This window comes from Actinoplanes sp. NPDC051343 (genome assembly GCF_044455125.1).
GTDB lineage: Bacteria > Actinomycetota > Actinomycetes > Mycobacteriales > Micromonosporaceae > Actinoplanes.
Genome location: NZ_JBITEL010000001.1, coordinates 951,493 through 969,059, shown reverse-complemented (window position 1 = coordinate 969,059; position 17,567 = coordinate 951,493). Strand labels below are relative to the sequence as shown.

At 68.4% G+C, this 17,567-nt stretch carries 16 protein-coding genes; 11 read left to right on the top strand and 5 right to left on the bottom strand.

The annotated features are described in order from the left end of the window. Positions 1–36 precede the first annotated feature (36 nt). Positions 37–1,206: an FAD-binding oxidoreductase gene (locus tag ACIA5C_RS04215; RefSeq protein ID WP_396051071.1), complete on the top strand. Its 1,170-nt coding sequence runs from the start codon at positions 37–39 to the stop codon at positions 1,204–1,206. On the opposite strand, the gene ACIA5C_RS04210 is transcribed toward ACIA5C_RS04215, so the two are convergent. Both ACIA5C_RS04210 and ACIA5C_RS04205 read right to left on the bottom strand, forming a co-directional pair. After that, positions 1,188–1,580 carry a signal peptidase I gene (locus ACIA5C_RS04210; protein WP_396051069.1) on the bottom strand — a complete coding sequence of 131 codons (393 nt, stop codon included), beginning with the start codon at positions 1,578–1,580 and terminating at the stop codon, positions 1,188–1,190. The genes ACIA5C_RS04215 and ACIA5C_RS04210 overlap by 19 nt on opposite strands. After that, entirely contained in the window at positions 1,564–2,850 is a 1,287-nt protein-coding gene (locus ACIA5C_RS04205; RefSeq protein WP_396051067.1) for a hypothetical protein, read from the bottom strand. Before ACIA5C_RS04205 ends, ACIA5C_RS04210 begins: the two co-directional genes overlap by 17 nt. 78 nt (positions 2,851–2,928) lie before the next feature. On the opposite strand from ACIA5C_RS04205, the gene ACIA5C_RS04200 reads away from it, so the two are divergent. The 9 genes from ACIA5C_RS04200 (at position 2,929) to ACIA5C_RS04160 (ending at position 14,880) form a co-directional block, all read left to right on the top strand. Further along, entirely contained in the window at positions 2,929–3,801 is an 873-nt protein-coding gene (locus ACIA5C_RS04200; protein ID WP_396051064.1) for a hypothetical protein, read from the top strand. Between the two features lie 546 nt (positions 3,802–4,347). After that, positions 4,348–4,599, top strand: coding sequence for a hypothetical protein (locus tag ACIA5C_RS04195; RefSeq protein WP_396051062.1), 252 nt, complete (start codon positions 4,348–4,350; stop codon positions 4,597–4,599). A gap of 2,726 nt (positions 4,600–7,325) precedes the next feature. Further along, the gene (locus tag ACIA5C_RS04190; RefSeq protein WP_396052013.1) at positions 7,326–8,246 is read left to right on the top strand and encodes a MurR/RpiR family transcriptional regulator; all 921 of its coding nucleotides are present in this window, start codon (positions 7,326–7,328) and stop codon (positions 8,244–8,246) included. Beyond that, positions 8,243–9,553 (top strand): extracellular solute-binding protein, encoded by a 1,311-nt coding sequence (locus ACIA5C_RS04185; RefSeq protein ID WP_396051060.1) that lies wholly within the window; start codon positions 8,243–8,245, stop codon positions 9,551–9,553. The genes ACIA5C_RS04190 and ACIA5C_RS04185 overlap by 4 nt, the downstream gene beginning before the upstream one ends. Positions 9,554–9,623: 70 nt before the next feature. Continuing rightward, positions 9,624–10,604 carry a carbohydrate ABC transporter permease gene (locus tag ACIA5C_RS04180; RefSeq protein ID WP_396051057.1) on the top strand — a complete coding sequence of 327 codons (981 nt, stop codon included), beginning with the start codon at positions 9,624–9,626 and terminating at the stop codon, positions 10,602–10,604. Continuing rightward, complete coding sequence (locus ACIA5C_RS04175) at positions 10,604–11,512, top strand: carbohydrate ABC transporter permease (RefSeq protein WP_396051055.1); 909 nt, start codon at positions 10,604–10,606, stop codon at positions 11,510–11,512. The genes ACIA5C_RS04180 and ACIA5C_RS04175 overlap by 1 nt, the downstream gene beginning before the upstream one ends. A gap of 40 nt (positions 11,513–11,552) precedes the next feature. Continuing rightward, the gene (gene ngcE, locus ACIA5C_RS04170) at positions 11,553–12,992 is read left to right on the top strand and encodes an N-acetylglucosamine/diacetylchitobiose ABC transporter substrate-binding protein (protein WP_396051053.1); all 1,440 of its coding nucleotides are present in this window, start codon (positions 11,553–11,555) and stop codon (positions 12,990–12,992) included. Positions 12,993–13,021: 29 nt separating this feature from the next. After that, positions 13,022–13,921 carry a carbohydrate ABC transporter permease gene (locus ACIA5C_RS04165; RefSeq protein ID WP_396051050.1) on the top strand — a complete coding sequence of 300 codons (900 nt, stop codon included), beginning with the start codon at positions 13,022–13,024 and terminating at the stop codon, positions 13,919–13,921. A gap of 20 nt (positions 13,922–13,941) precedes the next feature. Beyond that, positions 13,942–14,880 (top strand): carbohydrate ABC transporter permease, encoded by a 939-nt coding sequence (locus tag ACIA5C_RS04160; RefSeq protein WP_396051048.1) that lies wholly within the window; start codon positions 13,942–13,944, stop codon positions 14,878–14,880. Here ACIA5C_RS04160 and ACIA5C_RS04155 read toward each other — a convergent pair. After that, the gene (locus tag ACIA5C_RS04155) at positions 14,858–15,142 is read right to left on the bottom strand and encodes a LysR substrate-binding domain-containing protein (protein WP_396052012.1); all 285 of its coding nucleotides are present in this window, start codon (positions 15,140–15,142) and stop codon (positions 14,858–14,860) included. The genes ACIA5C_RS04160 and ACIA5C_RS04155 overlap by 23 nt on opposite strands. A 53-nt stretch (positions 15,143–15,195) precedes the next feature. Here ACIA5C_RS04155 and mgrA point away from each other — a divergent pair, with 53 nt between their 5' ends. Further along, positions 15,196–16,230 (top strand): L-glyceraldehyde 3-phosphate reductase, encoded by a 1,035-nt coding sequence (gene mgrA / locus ACIA5C_RS04150; protein ID WP_396051046.1) that lies wholly within the window; start codon positions 15,196–15,198, stop codon positions 16,228–16,230. Here the strand turns inward: mgrA and ACIA5C_RS04145 are convergent. Both ACIA5C_RS04145 and ACIA5C_RS04140 read right to left on the bottom strand, forming a co-directional pair. Next, positions 16,199–17,221: an ATP-binding cassette domain-containing protein gene (locus tag ACIA5C_RS04145; protein ID WP_396051044.1), complete on the bottom strand. Its 1,023-nt coding sequence runs from the start codon at positions 17,219–17,221 to the stop codon at positions 16,199–16,201. The two genes, mgrA and ACIA5C_RS04145, sit on opposite strands and share 32 nt — an antisense overlap. Beyond that, a complete protein-coding gene (locus ACIA5C_RS04140) occupies positions 17,218–17,538 on the bottom strand; it encodes an ATP-binding cassette domain-containing protein (RefSeq protein WP_396051041.1) in 321 nt (106 codons plus the stop codon). The genes ACIA5C_RS04145 and ACIA5C_RS04140 overlap by 4 nt, the downstream gene beginning before the upstream one ends. Positions 17,539–17,567 lie beyond the last annotated feature (29 nt).

Below are 17,567 nucleotides of genomic sequence, written 5' to 3'. Positions count from 1 at the left end.
GCCGCCTCGCCTTGGGGGCATGCCGAGCATCCGCACGTGGCCGGGATCGGGCGGGTCGGGGCGGCGATCGACGGGATGGATCCGGCCGACGATGCCCTGTTGCGGGAGACGCAGCGGCTGCTCAGCACCAGTTTGACGTTCGCCGGTGGGCCGGGGGAGGTCGCGGAGCGGTTCCGGGCGGCCCTGCGCCAGGCGCAGCCGACTCTGCTCCAAGCGCTGCCCGGGAACGCGCAGACCCAGACCGATCAGCTGGCTCGGGGGCTGACCTGGCTCGTGCACAACCTCGACCAGCCGCCGAGCCTGGTCACCGGGTGTGGGCTGCTCGGGGCGGCGCTCGCCGAATGCGGTGTGCGGCCCTATCAGCTGCAGCTCGTCGGGGCGGCGCTGGCGCAGGCGATCCGGTCGGGCATGCCGCCCGGGGCCTGGCGCGAAGACTTCGACGTGGCGTGGCGGTCGACGTGGCAGCACGCGTACGAGTGGATTGTGCACGGGGAGACGCTGACGCAGTACCAGCCGACGGTCTGGACCGCGGTCGTCGTCGAGCACGAGCTGCGGCGGCACGACCTGGCGGTGATCCGGCTGCGGCCCTACCTGCCGATGCCGTTCCGGCCGGGGCAATATGTGCGGGTCGAGGTGCCCGAGCTGCCGGGCGTCTGGCGGCCGTACTCGCTGGCCGGAAAGCCTCGCCGGGACGACCTGATCGAGCTGCACGTGCGGGCCAAGACACGCAGCGGGGTCAGCGGGACGCTGGTCTACAGCACCGAGGTCGGTGACCACGTGCGGCTGAGCCGGGCCGAGGGCAACATGGGCATCCCGTCCGAGCCCGACCGCAACCTGCTGATGATCGCGGGGGACACCGGGGTGGCGCCGTTGAAGGCGCTGCTCGCCGAACTGGCCGACACCGGAGATCCGCGGTCGGCGGTGCTGTTCTGGGGCGTACGCAACCTGGACGAGCTCTACGACATCGAGGAGATCGCGGATATCGCCCGGGCGGCCCGGCGGGCGACCGTGGTGCCGGTGGTGTCCGAGGGCGACCCCGGCCCTTACGCGTCGGGGCTGGTCACCGACGCGGTGGCGGCCTACGGGGAGTGGTCGGGGCACGAGGTCTATCTGGCCGGGCCGCCGCTGATGCTGGCGGCAACCTCGGCCGCCCTGCGTTTACTGGGAGTGGCGCCCGACCACATCCATCACGACGCTCCGGAGTGAGTCAACGCGTAACCCGGCAGTGACGGCCAGCGGACGGTGACCACGACCGACGGCTCCTCGGCCACCCAGGAGTGGTCGACGCCCGGGCCCCACAACACATAGTCACCGGGCGTCGTCAGCACCACGGTGCGGTCCGGCAGCTCGACGTGGAAACGGCCGCTGATCAGCATCAACAGGGCGGTGCGTTCCTCGCCGTGCACCCACTGCTCGCGCCGGTCACCCTTCGGATGCCGGCCCCACTTGATCTCCACGTCGGTGCTGTGCCGCGGATCGTCGGGCGACTTGAAATAGCCGAGAAGCCAGCCGCGGTCGCCGGGGGCATCAACGTCGGCGTTGCCGACGTAGATCTCGCTTTGCTTACGCGACCGCGTCATTGAGCACCTTCGCGTACGCGGGTGGGACGTAACCAGGCCCACCCGGCGTGAGCACCGTGTCCCGGTCGGCCTGCGCCCACGCCGTCTCCGGTACGGCCGCCCGCAGCGCCCGCAGCACCGGCGCGTCGTAGTCGAGCATCGACAGGGCGACCAGCGACTCCTCGACCTCGCCGACGCACTCGAACGGCTTGTGCGCGTCGATGCCGAGCAGCTCGAGGAACCCGGGCACCTGCTTCTCGTCGGCGAACAGGTCGCGGCCGAAGATGTCGACCAGCCGGTCGTGCCTCATGGCCGGCGCCATGGCCAGGAAGACGAACCGGCACTTCGGGCAGTCACCGCACCAGCGCGCCGTCGGGTCATGGAGCAGGAAGGCCTTGTTACAGCTGGTGACGACGCTGTCGTAACGGTCGTGCCGCGCGTACAGCTGGGCGATGTGCAGCTCGGAGAGCGTGCGCAGCAGGGAGAAGTAAGGCTCGGTGAGGCCGGCGTGGGCCGTGACCGCGGCCCGGAGGAGACCCTCGGCGTCGATCCCCTTGGACCACTGGTGGTTGATCTCGTGACCGTTCCAGATCAGGTTGGGGTCGGAGGCGGAACGCTCGTTCGACATCACCACCGGTCCGAGCCCGTGCAGAGTGGCGGTGGCGATCGCGATCAGTGAGTTGATGGCGGTCACCGGGATGTGGCCGTTGAGGGCGCCGGCCTTGTTGAGCTCGAACAGGCGCGGGTCGAGCCGGCGTTTCGCGCTCAGCGCCTCGAGGCCGGAGGCTTCGTTGACCGCCTTGATCACCCAGTTGGGGTTGACCGAGAACGGGACCGGGTCGAGGCCGGCGTCGCGGAGCATCTCGAGGGTGACGATGGAGTCCTTGCCACCGCCGACCGGCGAAAGGGGCCTGCGGTCGCTGTTGTCGATCGGCGCGGCGTTTCCGCTCACTCCGGGCGTTTCCACGGCCAGTTCCAGGACGTACGGGAGTTGGTTGCGGTAGGCGTATTCCGCGAGCCCGTAGGTGTAGACGGCGGTGAACAGGTCGTTGGCCGCCTGGGGGACCGGTTTCGGGGCGTAGATTTTTGCCGGGGCCCCGACCTTGTAATAGCTGACGCCGGCCACCACGTGCAGCAGGTCGAGCACCTTGTAGAACGCCGCGGGCGGCTCGTCGCCGGTGGTCGGGAACGTGATCGTTTCCGTGAACTCGAGCGGCTCGGGGCCGTCGAGCAGGTAGTCGAACGTCGCCGTCCCGGTGGCCGGGTCGAAGGCGTACTTCGGAAAACGCATCGCGTGGAACTGCACCCGCAAACTCCCGTCGGAAGACCGAAGCGCAATACTAGTGCGACTCATCGAGGAGGCTTGCGCGTGCGCCTGACAGACCTGAAGGGCCGGTCGGTGGCGGTGTGGGGGACCGACGCGTCGGCGCGGGCCGCGCTCCGCGCCCTGGCCGAGGTGCAGCCGTCCCGCCTGCTGGCGGTCTCCGACCGGGCGGACTACGCCACTCTTGCCTGGGATTCCTCCCTGGCCCCGCTGGCCGGGGGCGACCACGCTTTTCCCGCCCTGGTGACGGCCGACGTGGTGGTCGGTTCGGTTCCCGGGCACCCCTGGCTCGACGAGCTGAAGACCCGGGGAATACCGGTCACCTCTGGTAGCGCCCTCTGGATGGCCGATCACGCTGCGCGCACGGTCGGGGTGACTGATAGTTCGATGGCGGCCGCTCTGATCGCGCATCTGATGGCGGCTTTCGATCGCCCGGTGGTGACCGGCGGCCCACTGCTGGCGTTGCCGGCCGGTGCGGAATATGTGGTGGCGCTGTCGGCGGCCGACTGCGCCGACCTGACGGTGTCACCGCGGGTGGCCGTGCTGACCGGGCCGACTCCCGCCTCCTGGGACGATCAGCTCCCGCTGCTCCGCCACGGCCCGGAGATGATCGTGGTCGACGGCGCCAACCTGTCCCTCCGCGACGCCATCCGCGGCATAGTCGACTTGAACCGCTTCCCGCCCATCCCGGCGGGCGCCGCCGACTCCCGCTTCCGCATTGAAGCCGACGCAGCCTTCTGCAGCGACGAGGCCCTGTTCCCACGCACCACCTTGCAGGCCGAGGGCGACGACGCGGCCCGCGATTTGTGCGTGGCCCTGGCCGTCTTGGACGGCCTTGGCATAGACGTGGTCGGCGCAAAGTCGGACCTGGCAGCCGCAGTGTCAGCCTTCATCCCGCCGACGCCGCTGCCCGCCTGACCCCGCGGCAGCCATTCCCGAAACTCTTTCTTTCCTGCACCCCGTTCCGATTGCACCGACGGCAATTGCGCCACCCGGCCATTCTTATCAAAGGCCCCGTTCCGGCGCGCCTTCGTGGGGCTTTCGCACTCAACTTTCCTCGGGTGTCCCGCGGAGCTGTTTCGCTCGGCCGGTTTGGTCGGGCGCCCGGATAAGCCGGGGACGGCGATTGTGGCCGGCGCCTGAAGTCGGCCGGGAATCGTAATTCCGCCCAGTCAGCCTGGCCGCGGCCGGGAGGACCCGCCCCGGCGGCAACATTTGACCCCATTCGGATCTCGACTCACGCGGGGTGCTCGACCTCACGCGGGGTGCTCGGCCTCACGCGGGGTGCTCGGCCTCACGCGGGGTGCTCGGCCTCACGCGGGGTGCTCGGCCTCACGCGGGGTGCTCGGCCTCACGCGGGGTGCCCACTCGGGTCGGCGCTCGATTCACGCGGGGTGCTCGACCACCCGAATGCTCGATTGAGGCGGGGGCCGCGATTTCAGGGGGGTTCCCGACCCAGCCGCGGTGCTGGACCGGGTGGCGATGCTGGACCGCGTGGCGAAGCTGGACCTAGCTGCGACGCTCGGCCCAGCTGTGACGTTGGATCTGGCCGGGGCGCTTGGCCCAGCCGTGACGCTGATTTTCGCCGCGACGCTGGGCCCGGCCGCGACGCTCGACTCGGTCGGGACGCTCTGCCCAGCCGCGGATAGTCGCCTTTCTTTGGCGTTCGGCCCAGCGGAGGTGCAAGGCTCGGCGACAATGTTCGGCTTGTTCTGACCGTGCGGCTGCGCCATCGGCTCGTGCCGGCCGACGCGAGTGGTCTCGACCGACCGACCGACGGACCGCTCGCTCGGCTCGGTTCAGGTCGGCAATCGACTTGGCTGGCGTGCGGGCTTGCCTTGCGGGATCAGCCCGGCTGCGCTGCGTAGGTGGACCGAACCAAGCGGCCCGCTCGGAACGGTGGGTGGGCCCATCGCTCCAGCCGTTTCGTAGGCCGCAATCCGGCGGAAAGCTTTTCCCAGGCGGCCGACCCGAACTTCGCGAAGCGGGAACCGGATCTGGCCATGCGACGGCTGCGCGATCATCTGGGCCGCCTTCAATGCCTTGCGCGATTGACTCGGCTGGTGTGCGCGCGTCGGTTGGCGACCCACTCTCCTGAAGAGGTCGGCTCGGCGGGTGCCTACGGCACTCCGGGTCGGTCGGCCGGGTCGGTCGGCCGGGGTGGGACACCGGCGCTCCTGGGATCGTAGGCCGGGTAGGGCCTTCGGCTCCCGGGATCGTCGGCTCGGTTGGGGCCTTCGACGCTCCTGGGTCGGTCCGCCGGGCTGGGACGCCAGTGCTCCCGGGATCGTGGACTGGCTTGGGGCCTTCGGCTCCCGGGATCGTCGGCTCGGTTGGGACCCTCGGCGCTCCTGGGCTGGTCGGCTCGGTTGGGACCCTCGGCGCTCCTGGGCTGGTCGGCTCGGTTGGGACCCTCGGCGCTCCTGGGCTGGTCGGCGGGGTTGAGGCGTTCGGCGGTCCTGGGCTGGTCCGCTCTGCCGGGGCGTCCAGCTCGCCTGGCGTGGGGCTTGCCCGCACGGCCGGCACGCGGAAGGAAGGTCTCGTCCTGGGCGGGGAAGCGACTCCTGAAGTGATGGGCTCGGCCGCGATGCCAGGCGCTCTTGGGCTGGTGAGCTCGGCTGGGGTGCTCTGTCTCCTTGAGCCGGCCGGACCAATCGGGACGCGCAGCGTTGGCCGCGCGAGAGCGGCCGGTTTTCTGAGGGCGTCTGGCATTCCTGGGGCGCCAGGTCTAGCAGGAGTGCTCGGCTTGCTCCGGTCGGCTGTGGGGCGCGGCTCGCTGGGTTTCGCCAGGATGCTGGGCTTCGTGGGTGCGCTTTCGCCGATGGAGTAGTCGGCCTGGCCGAGGCGCCCGGCTCGGCAGCGGGAAGGGTGGAGACTTCCGAACTCGGTTGCGATGCTGCGGCGGGCGGTGGGCTGAGAGCTGGCCCGTTCGGGGCTGTCTTGGCGCTGATGATTTGTTTGGGTGACAGTCGGGCAGGCGTCGATGTGCGGCAGCCTTCCTCGGGTCGCTCGGTGATCGGCCTCGGCTGGGCGGAAGTCTCGGAGCGGCCGCCGGGCCGTGGCATCGCGGACGGCTCGCTGGGAGCTGACCGCTCCGGTCGGAGCTGCCATTGTCGGTCGTCCCGACGGGGCTCCTGGTCGTGCTGCGAGACGGCCTCGGGCGCGGCGCGGGGCGATGTTGCCTCGGAATCCAGGCGTCGCTGCTTCTCGGCATATCGACGTTTCAGGCCCCACGCGCGGTGAAACTCGTGTGCGCGGCGGAATTCATCTGCCTCAGGGGAATAGTTTCTCGCCGCGGTCCGGTCGCGCATCTGTGCCAATTGTTTCGAGTTGAAAAACTGTAGCTGCCCCACCAGAGAATTGTCCCGCAGAATCAAGCTCTCGTGTCAGCACTCGATCATGCCAAAACTCTAATCTAGGCAGCGTCGGTGCTCGCTGATCAATGCTGCCCCCTCCTTTGTTGGTAGGGAAAGCAGCATCCGGTTCACCTCACGGCTTTGGTGTAGTGAAAACCCAATCGTGACCATGACCCCGCTGACCGCTGACCGCTGAGCGGGGGCCAAACCTCATCCCGGCTCGGGGGCTTGCGATCGCCGCGGTCCGGGGCGGCGGTGGGCGGCGGCTGTCGCCGGCGGTCTTCGGCTCGCGGGCTGCGGGATGCCTGCGCCGTGATAGCCGGCCGGAGTTGCCGATGACGACTGGTCGGTGGTCAGGGCCGCGGAGAGCAAGCGGGCCGTGGAGCGCAGAAAGCGGCGCCGGGTCAAGCGGCGACGGAAGTGCGCATGTGCGCGGCGGCCGGCCTGGGCGGTTGCTCTGCGTGATCGGGCGGCGGGCGGCGGGCGGCGGGTCGGTCGACGGCGAGTGGGACGTGGCTGCCGCAGGGGGTGGTGAGCAGTGCGAAGAGACGTCGGCGGGGCGGCGTACGGGGCGGGTGGACCTTGATTTGTAAGGTTTCCGAATCGTTTCAAATGCCCGGCGGATGGGCTGAACGGCGGAGTCGGGCGGGGCCGGACGGGTGGTGCCTGGCTACGAAATGCCTATGACAAAAGCGGAGCAAAGGGCACTAGTGATGGCGGTCACGTCTTAACGGGGATTTGGGGATCGATGGGCGTCAAGTGGGGGAGGGCTGACCGGTCTTCATCACCGCAGGTCAGGTAACGGTTTGAAAACTTCGCCCACGGCCTTGACAGGAAGGTGTCTTTAGTAAGAACTTTTACCGCGACAGTAAACAGTCCTTCCTGAAAGGGTGGCCAATGAGCGAGCCAGAAGTGGACGGCGCCGCGGCGACCGCGGTTGTCCGATCCCTGGTTCGCGACTGGGGAAGCCAGCAGGGCAGCCAGCAGGGAAGCCGGCGGGGAAGCCAGCGGGCCGACCGGCAGGTCACCGGGCTGGGAGGGGACGGGAACCCGGGTGTCTCGGGGGGTTCCGGGTCTGAGAGCAAGATGAACTCGGACGGGACGCTGGTCCGGGTGCGGTCGCTTCTTCCGGAGTTCACCGGGGCGCTGCGCCGGGTGGCCGAGCAGGTGCTCGCCGACCCCGCCGCCGCCTCCCGGGCCACCATCGTCGAGCTCGCCGAGCGCAGCGGCACCTCGCCGGCGACCGTCACCCGGTTCTGCCGCGCGCTCGGGTTCGACGGGTACGCCGACCTTCGCCTCGGCATCGCCGCCGAGACCGGGCGGGCGCGCAGCGCCGGCTGGACCGTCGACATCGGGCGCGAGATCCAGCCGGGCGACCCGCTGGAGCGGGTGCTCGGGCAGATCATGGCCTCGGACACGCAGGCCATGCACGACACCGCCGCTCTCCTGGATCTGCGGGAGGTCGAGCGGGCCGCGGTCGCGATCGCCAGTGCGCCGCGGGTCAACATCTTCGGCGCCAGCGGCAGTGCGCTGGTCGGCGAGGAGATGCAGTTCAGCCTGCACCGCATCGGCGTTCCGGTGTGGGCCTGGACGGACGTGCACAACGGCCTGGCCAGCGCTGCGCTGTCCCGGGCCGGCGACGTCGCGCTCGGCATCTCGCACAGCGGGGAGACCGGGGAAACCATCGAGCTCCTCGCGGAGGCCAGCAGCCGCGGGGCGACCACCATCGCGCTCACCAGTTTTCCGCGCTCGCCGCTGGCCGAGCTCGCGGACATCGTCCTGCTCACCGCCACCCAGGCCACGACGTTCCGACCGGACGCGCTCAGCGCCCGGCATCCCCAGCTGGTCGTTCTCGACCTCCTCTACGTCGCGGTCGCGCAGCGGACCCACGAACGTTCGCACGCTGCGTTCCAGCGAACCGCGCAGGCCGTACACGGCCACAAAGCGGCCAAAGATGGATCTACGAACAAAACGGATAAAACCGAACACAAAATGGAGGAAGCGTGAAGCGCAAGATCGCGGTTGCCGCGGCCCTCGCCGCGACGCTGCTCGGCGCCGCTGCTTGCGGCAATAAGAAGAGCGACGACACGACCTCGGCCAACGGCGCGGTCGACGGCAAGGGCAAGACCGTCAAGGTCTGGCTCATGGTCGACGCCCAGACCGGCTGGAAGGCTGTCGTCGACGACGCCAGCAAGCGGTTCACCGCGGCCACCGGCGCGCAGGTCGACGTCCAGTACCAGCAGTGGGCGGACCACCTGACCAAGCTGGACGCGACGCTGGCCGGCAGCGACGTGCCGGACGTGGTCGAGCTCGGCAACACCGAGTTCGCCAAGTACGTCACCACCGGCGCGTTCGCCGGCCTGAACAAGGGCGACTTCGAGAACTCGGGCACCTGGCTGACCGGTCTCGACGGTGCCTGCGAGCTGGACGGCAAGACCTACTGCGTGCCCTACTACGCGGGCGCCCGGGTGCTGCTCTACCGCACCGACCTGTTCAAGAAGGCCGGCATCGCGGCCGCTCCGACCAGCTACGACGAGTTCCTCGCGGACGCGCAGAAGCTGCAGGACACCAACAAGAACGACAGCAAGTTCGGCCCCGTCTACATGCCGGGCAAGTACTGGTACGCCGCGATGTCCTGGGTCTACGCGAACCAGGGTCAGATCGCCAAGCAGGACGGCGGCAAGTGGGTCGGCCAGCTCGAGCAGCCGGCCGCGCAGCAGGGCCTGCAGAAGTGGGTCGACCTGGTCCACAAGTACTCGAAGGCCGACGTGACCAAGGACGAGAGCGACCAGGCCGGCGTGTTCGGCCAGGGTGGCGAGGCCGGCATGTTCTACGGCAACACCTGGGAGCAGGGTTCGGCCGAGCAGGTCGCCAAGGACCCCAACGACCCGAACTCGCCGAAGATCGACACCAAGGTCAAGGGCAAGCTGGCCGCCGCGGCCATGCCGGGCATCCCGTCCTTCCTGGGCGGTTCCAACCTGGGCGTCACCAGCAAGAGCCAGAACGCGGCCCTGGCCGCTCAGTGGATCAAGTACTTCACCGACAGCACCTCGATGGACGGCCTGATCAAGGCCAACGCGCTGCCGAACTCGACCGCGCTGCTGGACAAGACGGCCACCGAGAACCCGTCGCTGTCCGCGGCCGCCCAGGCTGCGAAGACCAGCTGGTTCCCGCCGAACTCCGGCAAGTGGGCCGACGTGGAGAAGGCCAACATCCTCCCGCAGATGCTGACCGACATCCTGACCAACAAGAAGTCGGTGGCGGACGCCACCAAGTGGGCCGACCAGCAGATCGACAGCACGCTCGCCGAGTGACGAGCGGGCGCCGCCCGCCCGGGCCTCCGGGCGGGCGGCGCCGTCGCCTTTTCTAGGGAGGGAAGCAAAGATGACCGCCGTCGACTCCCCGACGACTGCGCGATCGGCCCGGACGGGCGGCGCGCGGCCGGGCCGGCCGGCCGTACGCCGGTTGCGCCGTCATGGTGAGAACCGGACCGCCTGGCTGCTGTCGGTGCCGGCCCTGATCCTGCTGATCGGCCTCCTCGGCTGGCCGATGCTCAAGATGATCATGCTCTCGTTCCAGAACCTGAGCCTGCGCCAGCTGTTCACCGGCGAGGCGCCGCCGTGGGTCGGGTTCGACCAGTACCAGAAGGTCCTCACCGACTCGGTGTTCTGGACCGTGGTCTGGCACACCGCTCTGTTCACCGTGGTCTCGGTGTTGTCGACGGTCCTGATCGGCCTCGGTGTGGCGCTGGTGATGCGCCGCGTACACCCGTGGGTCCGCATCGCCATGGTCGTCGCCCTGATGTTCGTCTGGGCCATGCCGCAGCTGGTCGCCGCCCAGAGCTTCCGGTGGATGACCGACTCCGACTTCGGCGTCGTCAACTACCTGATCGACAAGCTGCCGGGCGTCTCGTTCCAGAACCACGCCTGGTTCATCAGCACGGCGCAGGGCTGGATCGTGATCACCACGCTGGTGGTCTGGGCCGGCATTCCGTTCCTGGCGATCACGCTCAACGCGGGCCTGACCCAGGTGCCCAAGGAGCTGCTCGAGGCGGCCACCATGGACGGCGCCAGCGGCTGGCAGGCCCTGCGCAGCATCACGCTGCCGATCCTCAAGCCGCTGCTGACGATCGTCACCACGCTGTCGGTGATCTGGAACTTCGGCCTGTTCACGCAGGTCTGGGTGCTGCGTGACTCCAAGCCCGAGCAGTCCTTCCAGACGCTGGCCACCTACTCGTACTCGCAGGCCTTCGGCCAGGCCAAGTACAGCCCCGGCTCGGCCATCTCGGTCCTCACGGTGCTGTTGCTGCTCGGCGTGATGGTGCTGTACATCCGGCAGATGTTCAAGATCGGAGAGGTGGACTGATGGTCGCCACCACCCCCACGCCCACGCCGCTGCGGGCCAAGCGCCGGCGCCGGGCCGCCTCCTCGGACTCGGTGGTCACGGTCGGTCGTAGCCGTACGGGGACGATCCTGGCGAACGCCTTCGGGATCGTCTTCGCGCTGGTCATGATCTTCCCTGTGTACTGGGTGCTCAACACGGCGTTCAAGCCGTCGAACGAGATCCTGGTCTTCGACCCGACGTTCTTCCCCCGGCACCCGACGCTGGCCAACTTCACGTCGGCTCTCAAGGCGCCGCTCTTCCTCAAGGACATGGCGAACGGCCTGATCATCACGGTCGTCGCGGTCTTCGCCGCGCTGGTCGTCGGCTTCCTGGCCGCCCTGGCCATCGCGCGCTTCCGGTTCTTCGGCCGTAAGTCGCTGATCATGGTGATCCTGGGTGTGCAGCTGGTGCCCCTGATCGCCTTGATCATCCCGCTCTTCCTGGAGCTGCAGGGATGGCACTTGACCAACAGTTTGGTTGGTGCCAGTCTCGTGTACCTGGTCCTGATTCTTCCGTATACCGTATGGACGCTGCGTGGCTTCATCTCCGCCATCCCGCGCGAGCTCGACGAGGCCGCGCTCATCGACGGTTGCAACCGGTTCCAGACCTTCTGGCGCATCATCCTGCCGCTCACAGGTCCCGGTTTGGTCGCGACAAGCGTCTACGGCTTTATTCAGGCGTGGAATGAATACATCATCATCAACACCCTGAACAGCCCGCAGAAGCAGAACCTGATGGCCTGGCTCCTGCAGAACCAGACGATGCGCGGTACCGCCTGGGGTCCTCTCATGGCCGGTGCGATCATCACCTCGATTCCGGTGGTGGTCTTCTTCCTGATCATCCAGCGCAACATCGCGACCGGCCTGACCGCCGGCGCGGTGAAGGGCTGAATCAGGGCCAGTAAGGAACGTCAAGTACCGAGGAGATGCTGTGACTGACATATTCGCCAAGCCCGAGCTCGACCGTCGTACCCTGCTGCGCCGGGCCGGCGCCGTCGGTCTGCTCGCGACGCCCGCCGTGGGCATGCTGGCCGCCTGCGCCGGCGGCAGCGACGACACCACCCAGAAGCAGTCGAAGGGCACGGTCTCGGCCGATAACCCGCTGGGTATCGACCCCAAGACCGGCATCGAGATCCTGATCTTCGACGGCGGTCTCGGCACCAAGTACTCGACCGACGTCGACACCCCGCTCTACACCAAGAAGTGGCCGGACTCGAAGGTCACCTTCCAGTCGACCCAGACGGTCTCGACGGTCGTCAAGCCGCGGCTGAACGCCGGCACCCCGCCGGACATGGTCAACAACTCGGGCTCCGACCTGATGGACTTCGGCGCGATCGTGAACGCCGGCCAGGCGTCCGAGCTGACCGACCTGTTTGCCGCGCCGTCGCTCGACATTCCCGGCAAGAAGGTCTCCGAGACCCTGGTCCCGGGTGCGATCGAGATCGGCTCGTACAGCGGCAAGCCGTACGCGGTGAACTACTCCTTCACCATCTACGGCCTCTGGTACAACAAGGTCCTCTGGGCCAGCAAGGGCTGGACCCCGCCGACCACGTGGGCCGACTTCACCGCCCTGTGCGACAAGATCAAGGCGGCCGGCATCACGCCGTTCGGCTTCGCTGGCGCCAACGCCTCGTACTACATGGTCCGCGCGATCCTGACCAGCGCCGTGAAGATCGGCACCGAGCAGGTCACCAAGGACATCGACAACCTGAAGGCCGGCGCCTGGCAGAACCCGGCCGTCATGCAGGCCGCGCAGGCCTGGGGCCAGATCGGCGCGAAGTACATCGACAAGAGCTTCCTCGGCCTGAAGCACACCCAGGTGCAGCTCCAACAGGACCAGAACAAGCTGGCGATGTACCCGTGCGGCTCGTGGCTGGAGAACGAGATGGCCGCCGACACGCCGAAGACCGGCTACGAGTACGCGGTGATGCCGATCCCGAGCGTGACCACCTCGGACCAGCTGCCGGCCACCGCGATCAACGCCGCCGCGGGCGAGATCTACTTCGCCCCGTCGAAGGCGAAGAACCCGCAGGGCGGCAAGGAGTACCTGCGGACCATGCTCTCCAAGGAAGCCGCGAAGGGCTTCACCGACCTCACCAAGTCGCTGACCGTGGTGCAGGGCGCGACCGAGGGCCTCACCCTTTCGCCGGGCCTGACCAGCGCCAATGACATGCTGACCAAGGCGGGCAAGGATGTCTTCGTCGGTTACCTGTTCGACACCTGGTACAAGCCGCTCGACGACGCGTCCCGCGACGCGGCCAACGAGCTGATGTTCAAGGGCGGCGACGCCAAGAAGTTCTGCGACACCATGGAGACCGCCTCCCAGAAGGTCGCCAAGGACTCCTCGGTCACCAAGTTCCCCCGTTCCTGAAAGACCGTTAGTCAGATAGGCAGGGCGCCATGCGGCACGGCAAGTACCCCTTCATCATCGGTTTCCTTGTCGTGCCGGTGGCGCTCTACGGCCTGTTCGTCATCTGGGCCTACGTGCAGATGTTCACGCTGTCGTTCACCAGCTGGACCGGCTTCGGGGCCGCGCACGGCAACGGCTTCGCGAACTACCAGCGGCTGTGGCACGACACCGTGTTCTGGGCCGCGCTGCGGCACAACCTGTTCCTCCTGATCCTGCTGCCGATCATCGCGATCTCGATTTCGCTGTTCTTCGCGTTCCTGCTCAACGTCGGCGGCAACTCCAAGGGCGGGGTCACGCGCGGCGTGTGGGGCTCCAAGGGCTACCGGATCATCTTCTTCTTCCCGCAGTTGCTGGCGCTGGTCATCGTCGCGGTGATCTTCGGGCGGGTGTTCGGCTCGGACCGCAGCGGCATGATCAACGGTCTGTTCCCCTCGTCGTGGCATCCGTGGTTGTTCGTGGCCGACGAGCGGTGGGCGCTGACCTGCCTGCTGCTCGTGCTGGTCTGGCAGCAGATCGGCTTCTACGTCGTGCTCTTCTCGGCCGCCATGGGATCGATCGCTCCGGAGATCTACGAGGCCGCCGCGCTGGACGGCGCCACCCGGCCGGTGCTGTTCTTCCGGATCACCATCCCGCTGCTCTGGAACACTCTGCAGGTCGCCTGGGTCTACCTGGGCATCGCCGCCTTCGACGGGTTCGCGCTGGTCAACCTCATGACGGTCAACCAGGGCGGCCCGAACAACGCCACCATGCTGCTGAGCATGGACATCTACAAGAACGCGTTCAACGGGGCGGCCGGCTACTCGTCGGCGATCGGCGTCGTGCTGTTCTTCCTGACCCTGACCTTCGCGGCGCTGACCCTTCGGGTCACCCGGCGCGACGTCGAAGCCTGAGCCGGTAGGAGGCGAGAGACATGTCCAACCTCACCGAGGCCGTCCCCGCGGTGCCGGCCAGCAAGCCCCGCGCGGCCGGGCGAAAGAGCGAGCGCGGCGGCGGGATCAACCCGCTCGGGGCGGTCGCGCACATCGCGCTGATCCTCTGGGCCCTGGCCACGGCCGGGCCGCTGATCTGGGTGATCCTGGCGTCGTTCAAGAACAACACCGAGCTGTTCCTGGGCAAGCCGTTCGCGCTGCCGAAGCACTTCTCGTTCTCGACCTACGCGCACGCCTGGGAGACCGCCCACGTCGGCACGTACTTCCTGAACAGCGTCTTCGTGGTCGCGATCAGCACGACCGGCACGATGGTGCTCGGCGCGATGGCCGCCTACGTGCTGGCCCGCTACAAGTTCGCCGGCAACCGGATCCTCTACTACGTGTTCATCTCCGGCCTGGCCTTCCCGACGTTCATGGCGCTGGCCCCGCTGTTCGGCATCCTGCAGAGCATTCCCTTCCCGAGCGAAAGCGGTAACCTGCTCGGCACCTTCACCGGGCTGATCCTGGTCTACATCGCCTACTCGCTGTCGTTCACGGTCTTCTTCCTGGTCTCGTTCTTCCAGACGCTGCCCAAGGAGATCGAGGAGGCGGCCGTCATGGACGGGGCCGGCCACATCCGGCGGTTCGGGCAGATCATGATGCCGATGGCCCGGTCCGGCCTGGTCAGCATCGCGATCTTCAACATCGTCGGCCAGTGGAACCAGTACCTGCTGCCGACCGTGGTGCTCTCCGGCGCGGGTGCGGACTCCAAGTGGGTGCTCACCCAGGGCATCGCGAACATCAGCACGAGCGCCGGTTATCACGCCGACTGGAGCACGCTGTTCGCGGCGCTGACCCTGTCGATCCTCCCGATGATCGTGGTCTACGCGATCTTCCAGCGGCAGATCCAGTCCGGTCTCACCTCGGGCGCAGTGAAGTAAAGCCCTCTGGAAGCGTCAGCGAATCAAGTAGAGCTTCGGCGGCCGGCCCGAGCGGGGCGGCCGCCGGCACGGCGATCGAGACCGGCCAGGACGCCGCGTCGGCCGCTTCCAGCACGGCCACGTGCAGCCCCGCCGCATGCGGCTTGCGGGTCACCGGGGCCGGCACCAGCGCCACGCCGAGCCCCTGGTGCACGAAATCGAGCAGCGTGTGCACGTCGTTGACCTCGACACAGAGGCGGCGGACCGTGTCTACGTGCTGAATTCGAGCGGTTTCTTCTGTTGGACGCCGGGATCGTCTGGTACCAGGGTGGAACTATGCCAACCACCTACGTCGCCGACGACGCCCGCTACGACACCATGGAATACCGCCGCACCGGGCGCAGCGGCATCCAGCTGCCCGCCGTCTCGCTCGGCCTGTGGCACAACTTCGGCGACGACAAGCCGCTGGAGACCCAGCGCGCCATCCTCCGTCGTGCGTTCGACCTCGGGATCACCCACTTCGACCTGGCCAACAACTACGGCCCGCCGTACGGTTCGGCCGAGTCGAACTTCGGGCGGATCCTGGCCACCGACTTCGCGCCCTACCGGGACGAGATGATCATCTCGACCAAGGCCGGGTACGACATGTGGCCCGGCCCGTACGGCAACTACGGTTCCCGGAAATACCTGACCGCCTCGCTCGACCAGTCGCTGCGGCGGATGGGCCTCGACTACGTCGACATCTTCTACTCGCACCGGGTCGACCCGGAGACTCCGCTCGAGGAGACGATGGGCGCGCTCGACGCGGCCGTCCGCGCGGGCAAGGCGCTCTACGCCGGCATCTCGTCGTACTCGGCCGAGAAGACCGCGCAGGCGGCCGCGATCCTGCGTGACCTGGGCACCCCGCTGCTGATCCACCAGCCGTCGTACTCGATGCTCAACCGCTGGACCGAGACGAACGGCCTGCTCGACCAGCTGGAAGAGGTCGGCGCCGGCTGCATCGCGTTCTCGCCGCTCGCCCAGGGCATGCTGACCGACCGCTACCTCGGCGGGGTGCCGGAGGGCTCCCGGGCGACCGAGGGCAAGTCGCTCTCGTCCGACCTGCTCAGCGAGGACAGCCTGGAGAAGGTGCGGGCGCTGAACGCGATCGCCCAGCGCCGCGGCCAGACCCTGGCCCAGATGGCGATCGCCTGGGTGCTGCGCGACCCGCGGATGACCTCGACCGTGCTCGGCGCGAGCAGCGTCACGCAGCTGGAAAACAATGTGGCCGCGCTCGGAAATACGTCATTCTCGGACGACGAGCTCGCCGAGATCGACAAGTACGCCACCGAGTCGGGCATCAATCTCTGGAAGCAGTCCAGCGACAATTAATGACCGACATGGGCCGGGTGACCATCGGGCGCAACCTGCCTAACGGGTCCAAGGGTGTGCGCGTTCTGCTCGGCACCCGATCCACTCCTAGGTTTCCGGCCGGACTGCCCCTCGCCACCGTTTCGGGTGGCCAGGGGCGTTCTGGCTTCCGGGGGAGAACCGCCCCCGAAGGGCCGCCTGCAACGCCTCGGGCAGCGAAGCGAGCACGTCGGCCGGCTATTCGACCCGCCGGTGGCCGTCCTGCCGGGGTGAGGGCGGGCGGCGCGGCAGCCATGCAGCGAGGGCAGCGCTCCGGCGAGCCTGTGGGGACATAACGGGCGCAGGGCGCGCACCGGTCGCGCATGCGCAACGGTCGACCCGGCCAGGAGCGACACCAGCTCCAGGGGCGGGTTCCGGCCGGGTCGGCAATCAGCTTTCCCGTACGCGAAGAAGCGCTCCCGACCGCAAGACCAAAGTTCCTCGGTCGGCGGCGCCCGGAGGGCGGCCGGACGACATCGGGGTATCGCGCCTCGAATGCGGTGAACAACCTCAACTCCGGCACCGCGGAAAGCGTGACCCCGAAGCCACCGCGATCCGAACGGATAGCTTTCACCGGCCCGCAGATGCCGCCACCGATCCGGCCCGCCTGGACCGCAGCCGTGCCGCACCCACCAGCAGATCGGATGGCCGTCAAGCCCGCTCGACGTCCTGCTCGACCACGAGGACGCTGACGCCGGTGCCGCGATCCGCTCGATCGTCGTAAGACCTCGTCGACGCGGACCGGGACAACCGCCGGCGAAGGCTCGTCGAGCAGCAGCAGCGCCGGCCGGGCCATCGGGGCGCGGCCGATCGCCGGCATCTGCTGTTCGCCGCCGCTGAGGTTGCCGGCCGGTTGGCCGGATCGTTCGGCGAGCCGCGGGAACATCTCGTGCACCGACGCCAGCGTGGCCTTGTGCTCGCGGCGGGCTTCCTTCCGGTACGGCCCCAGCAGCAGGTTGTCAGCCACTGTCATCCGCGGTATGACGCGGCGGCCCTCGGGACGACCGCGACGCCGTGGTGGCCGGCCCCGTGCCCGGCCAGCCCGGTCGTGTCGACGCCGTTGACGACGATGCGGCCGCGGGCCGCCGGGTGGATCCCGGCGATGGCGTTGACCAGGTTCGACTTGCCGGCGCCGTTCGGGCCGACCACGCACACCGTCTCGCCGGCACCGACCCGCAGGCCGACGCGAGCCCGAACCGGATGCCTCTCCGACCCACCGGGCGACCGGCTGTCCGGCGACCCGGCGACCCGGCGACCGGGCGACCGGGCGACCCGGCGACCCGGCGACATGGCAGGTCGGCGGCATGGCGGGCTGGCGG

Bases quoted from the DNA above. Each gene is read 5' to 3' on its own strand.
- mgrA (WP_396051046.1), top strand. From the start codon at position 15,196: ATGCCAACCACCTACGTCGCCGACGACGCCCGCTACGACACCATGGAA.
- ACIA5C_RS04210 (WP_396051069.1), bottom strand. From the start codon at position 1,580: ATGACGCGGTCGCGTAAGCAAAGCGAGATCTACGTCGGCAACGCCGAC.
- ACIA5C_RS04205 (WP_396051067.1), bottom strand. From the start codon at position 2,850: ATGCGTTTTCCGAAGTACGCCTTCGACCCGGCCACCGGGACGGCGACG.
- ACIA5C_RS04140 (WP_396051041.1), bottom strand. From the start codon at position 17,538: ATGTCGCCGGGTCGCCGGGTCGCCCGGTCGCCCGGTCGCCGGGTCGCC.
- ACIA5C_RS04175 (WP_396051055.1), top strand. From the start codon at position 10,604: ATGGTCGCCACCACCCCCACGCCCACGCCGCTGCGGGCCAAGCGCCGG.
- ACIA5C_RS04180 (WP_396051057.1), top strand. From the start codon at position 9,624: ATGACCGCCGTCGACTCCCCGACGACTGCGCGATCGGCCCGGACGGGC.
- ACIA5C_RS04145 (WP_396051044.1), bottom strand. From the start codon at position 17,221: ATGACAGTGGCTGACAACCTGCTGCTGGGGCCGTACCGGAAGGAAGCC.
- ACIA5C_RS04190 (WP_396052013.1), top strand. From the start codon at position 7,326: ATGAACTCGGACGGGACGCTGGTCCGGGTGCGGTCGCTTCTTCCGGAG.
- ACIA5C_RS04160 (WP_396051048.1), top strand. From the start codon at position 13,942: ATGTCCAACCTCACCGAGGCCGTCCCCGCGGTGCCGGCCAGCAAGCCC.
- ACIA5C_RS04165 (WP_396051050.1), top strand. From the start codon at position 13,022: ATGCGGCACGGCAAGTACCCCTTCATCATCGGTTTCCTTGTCGTGCCG.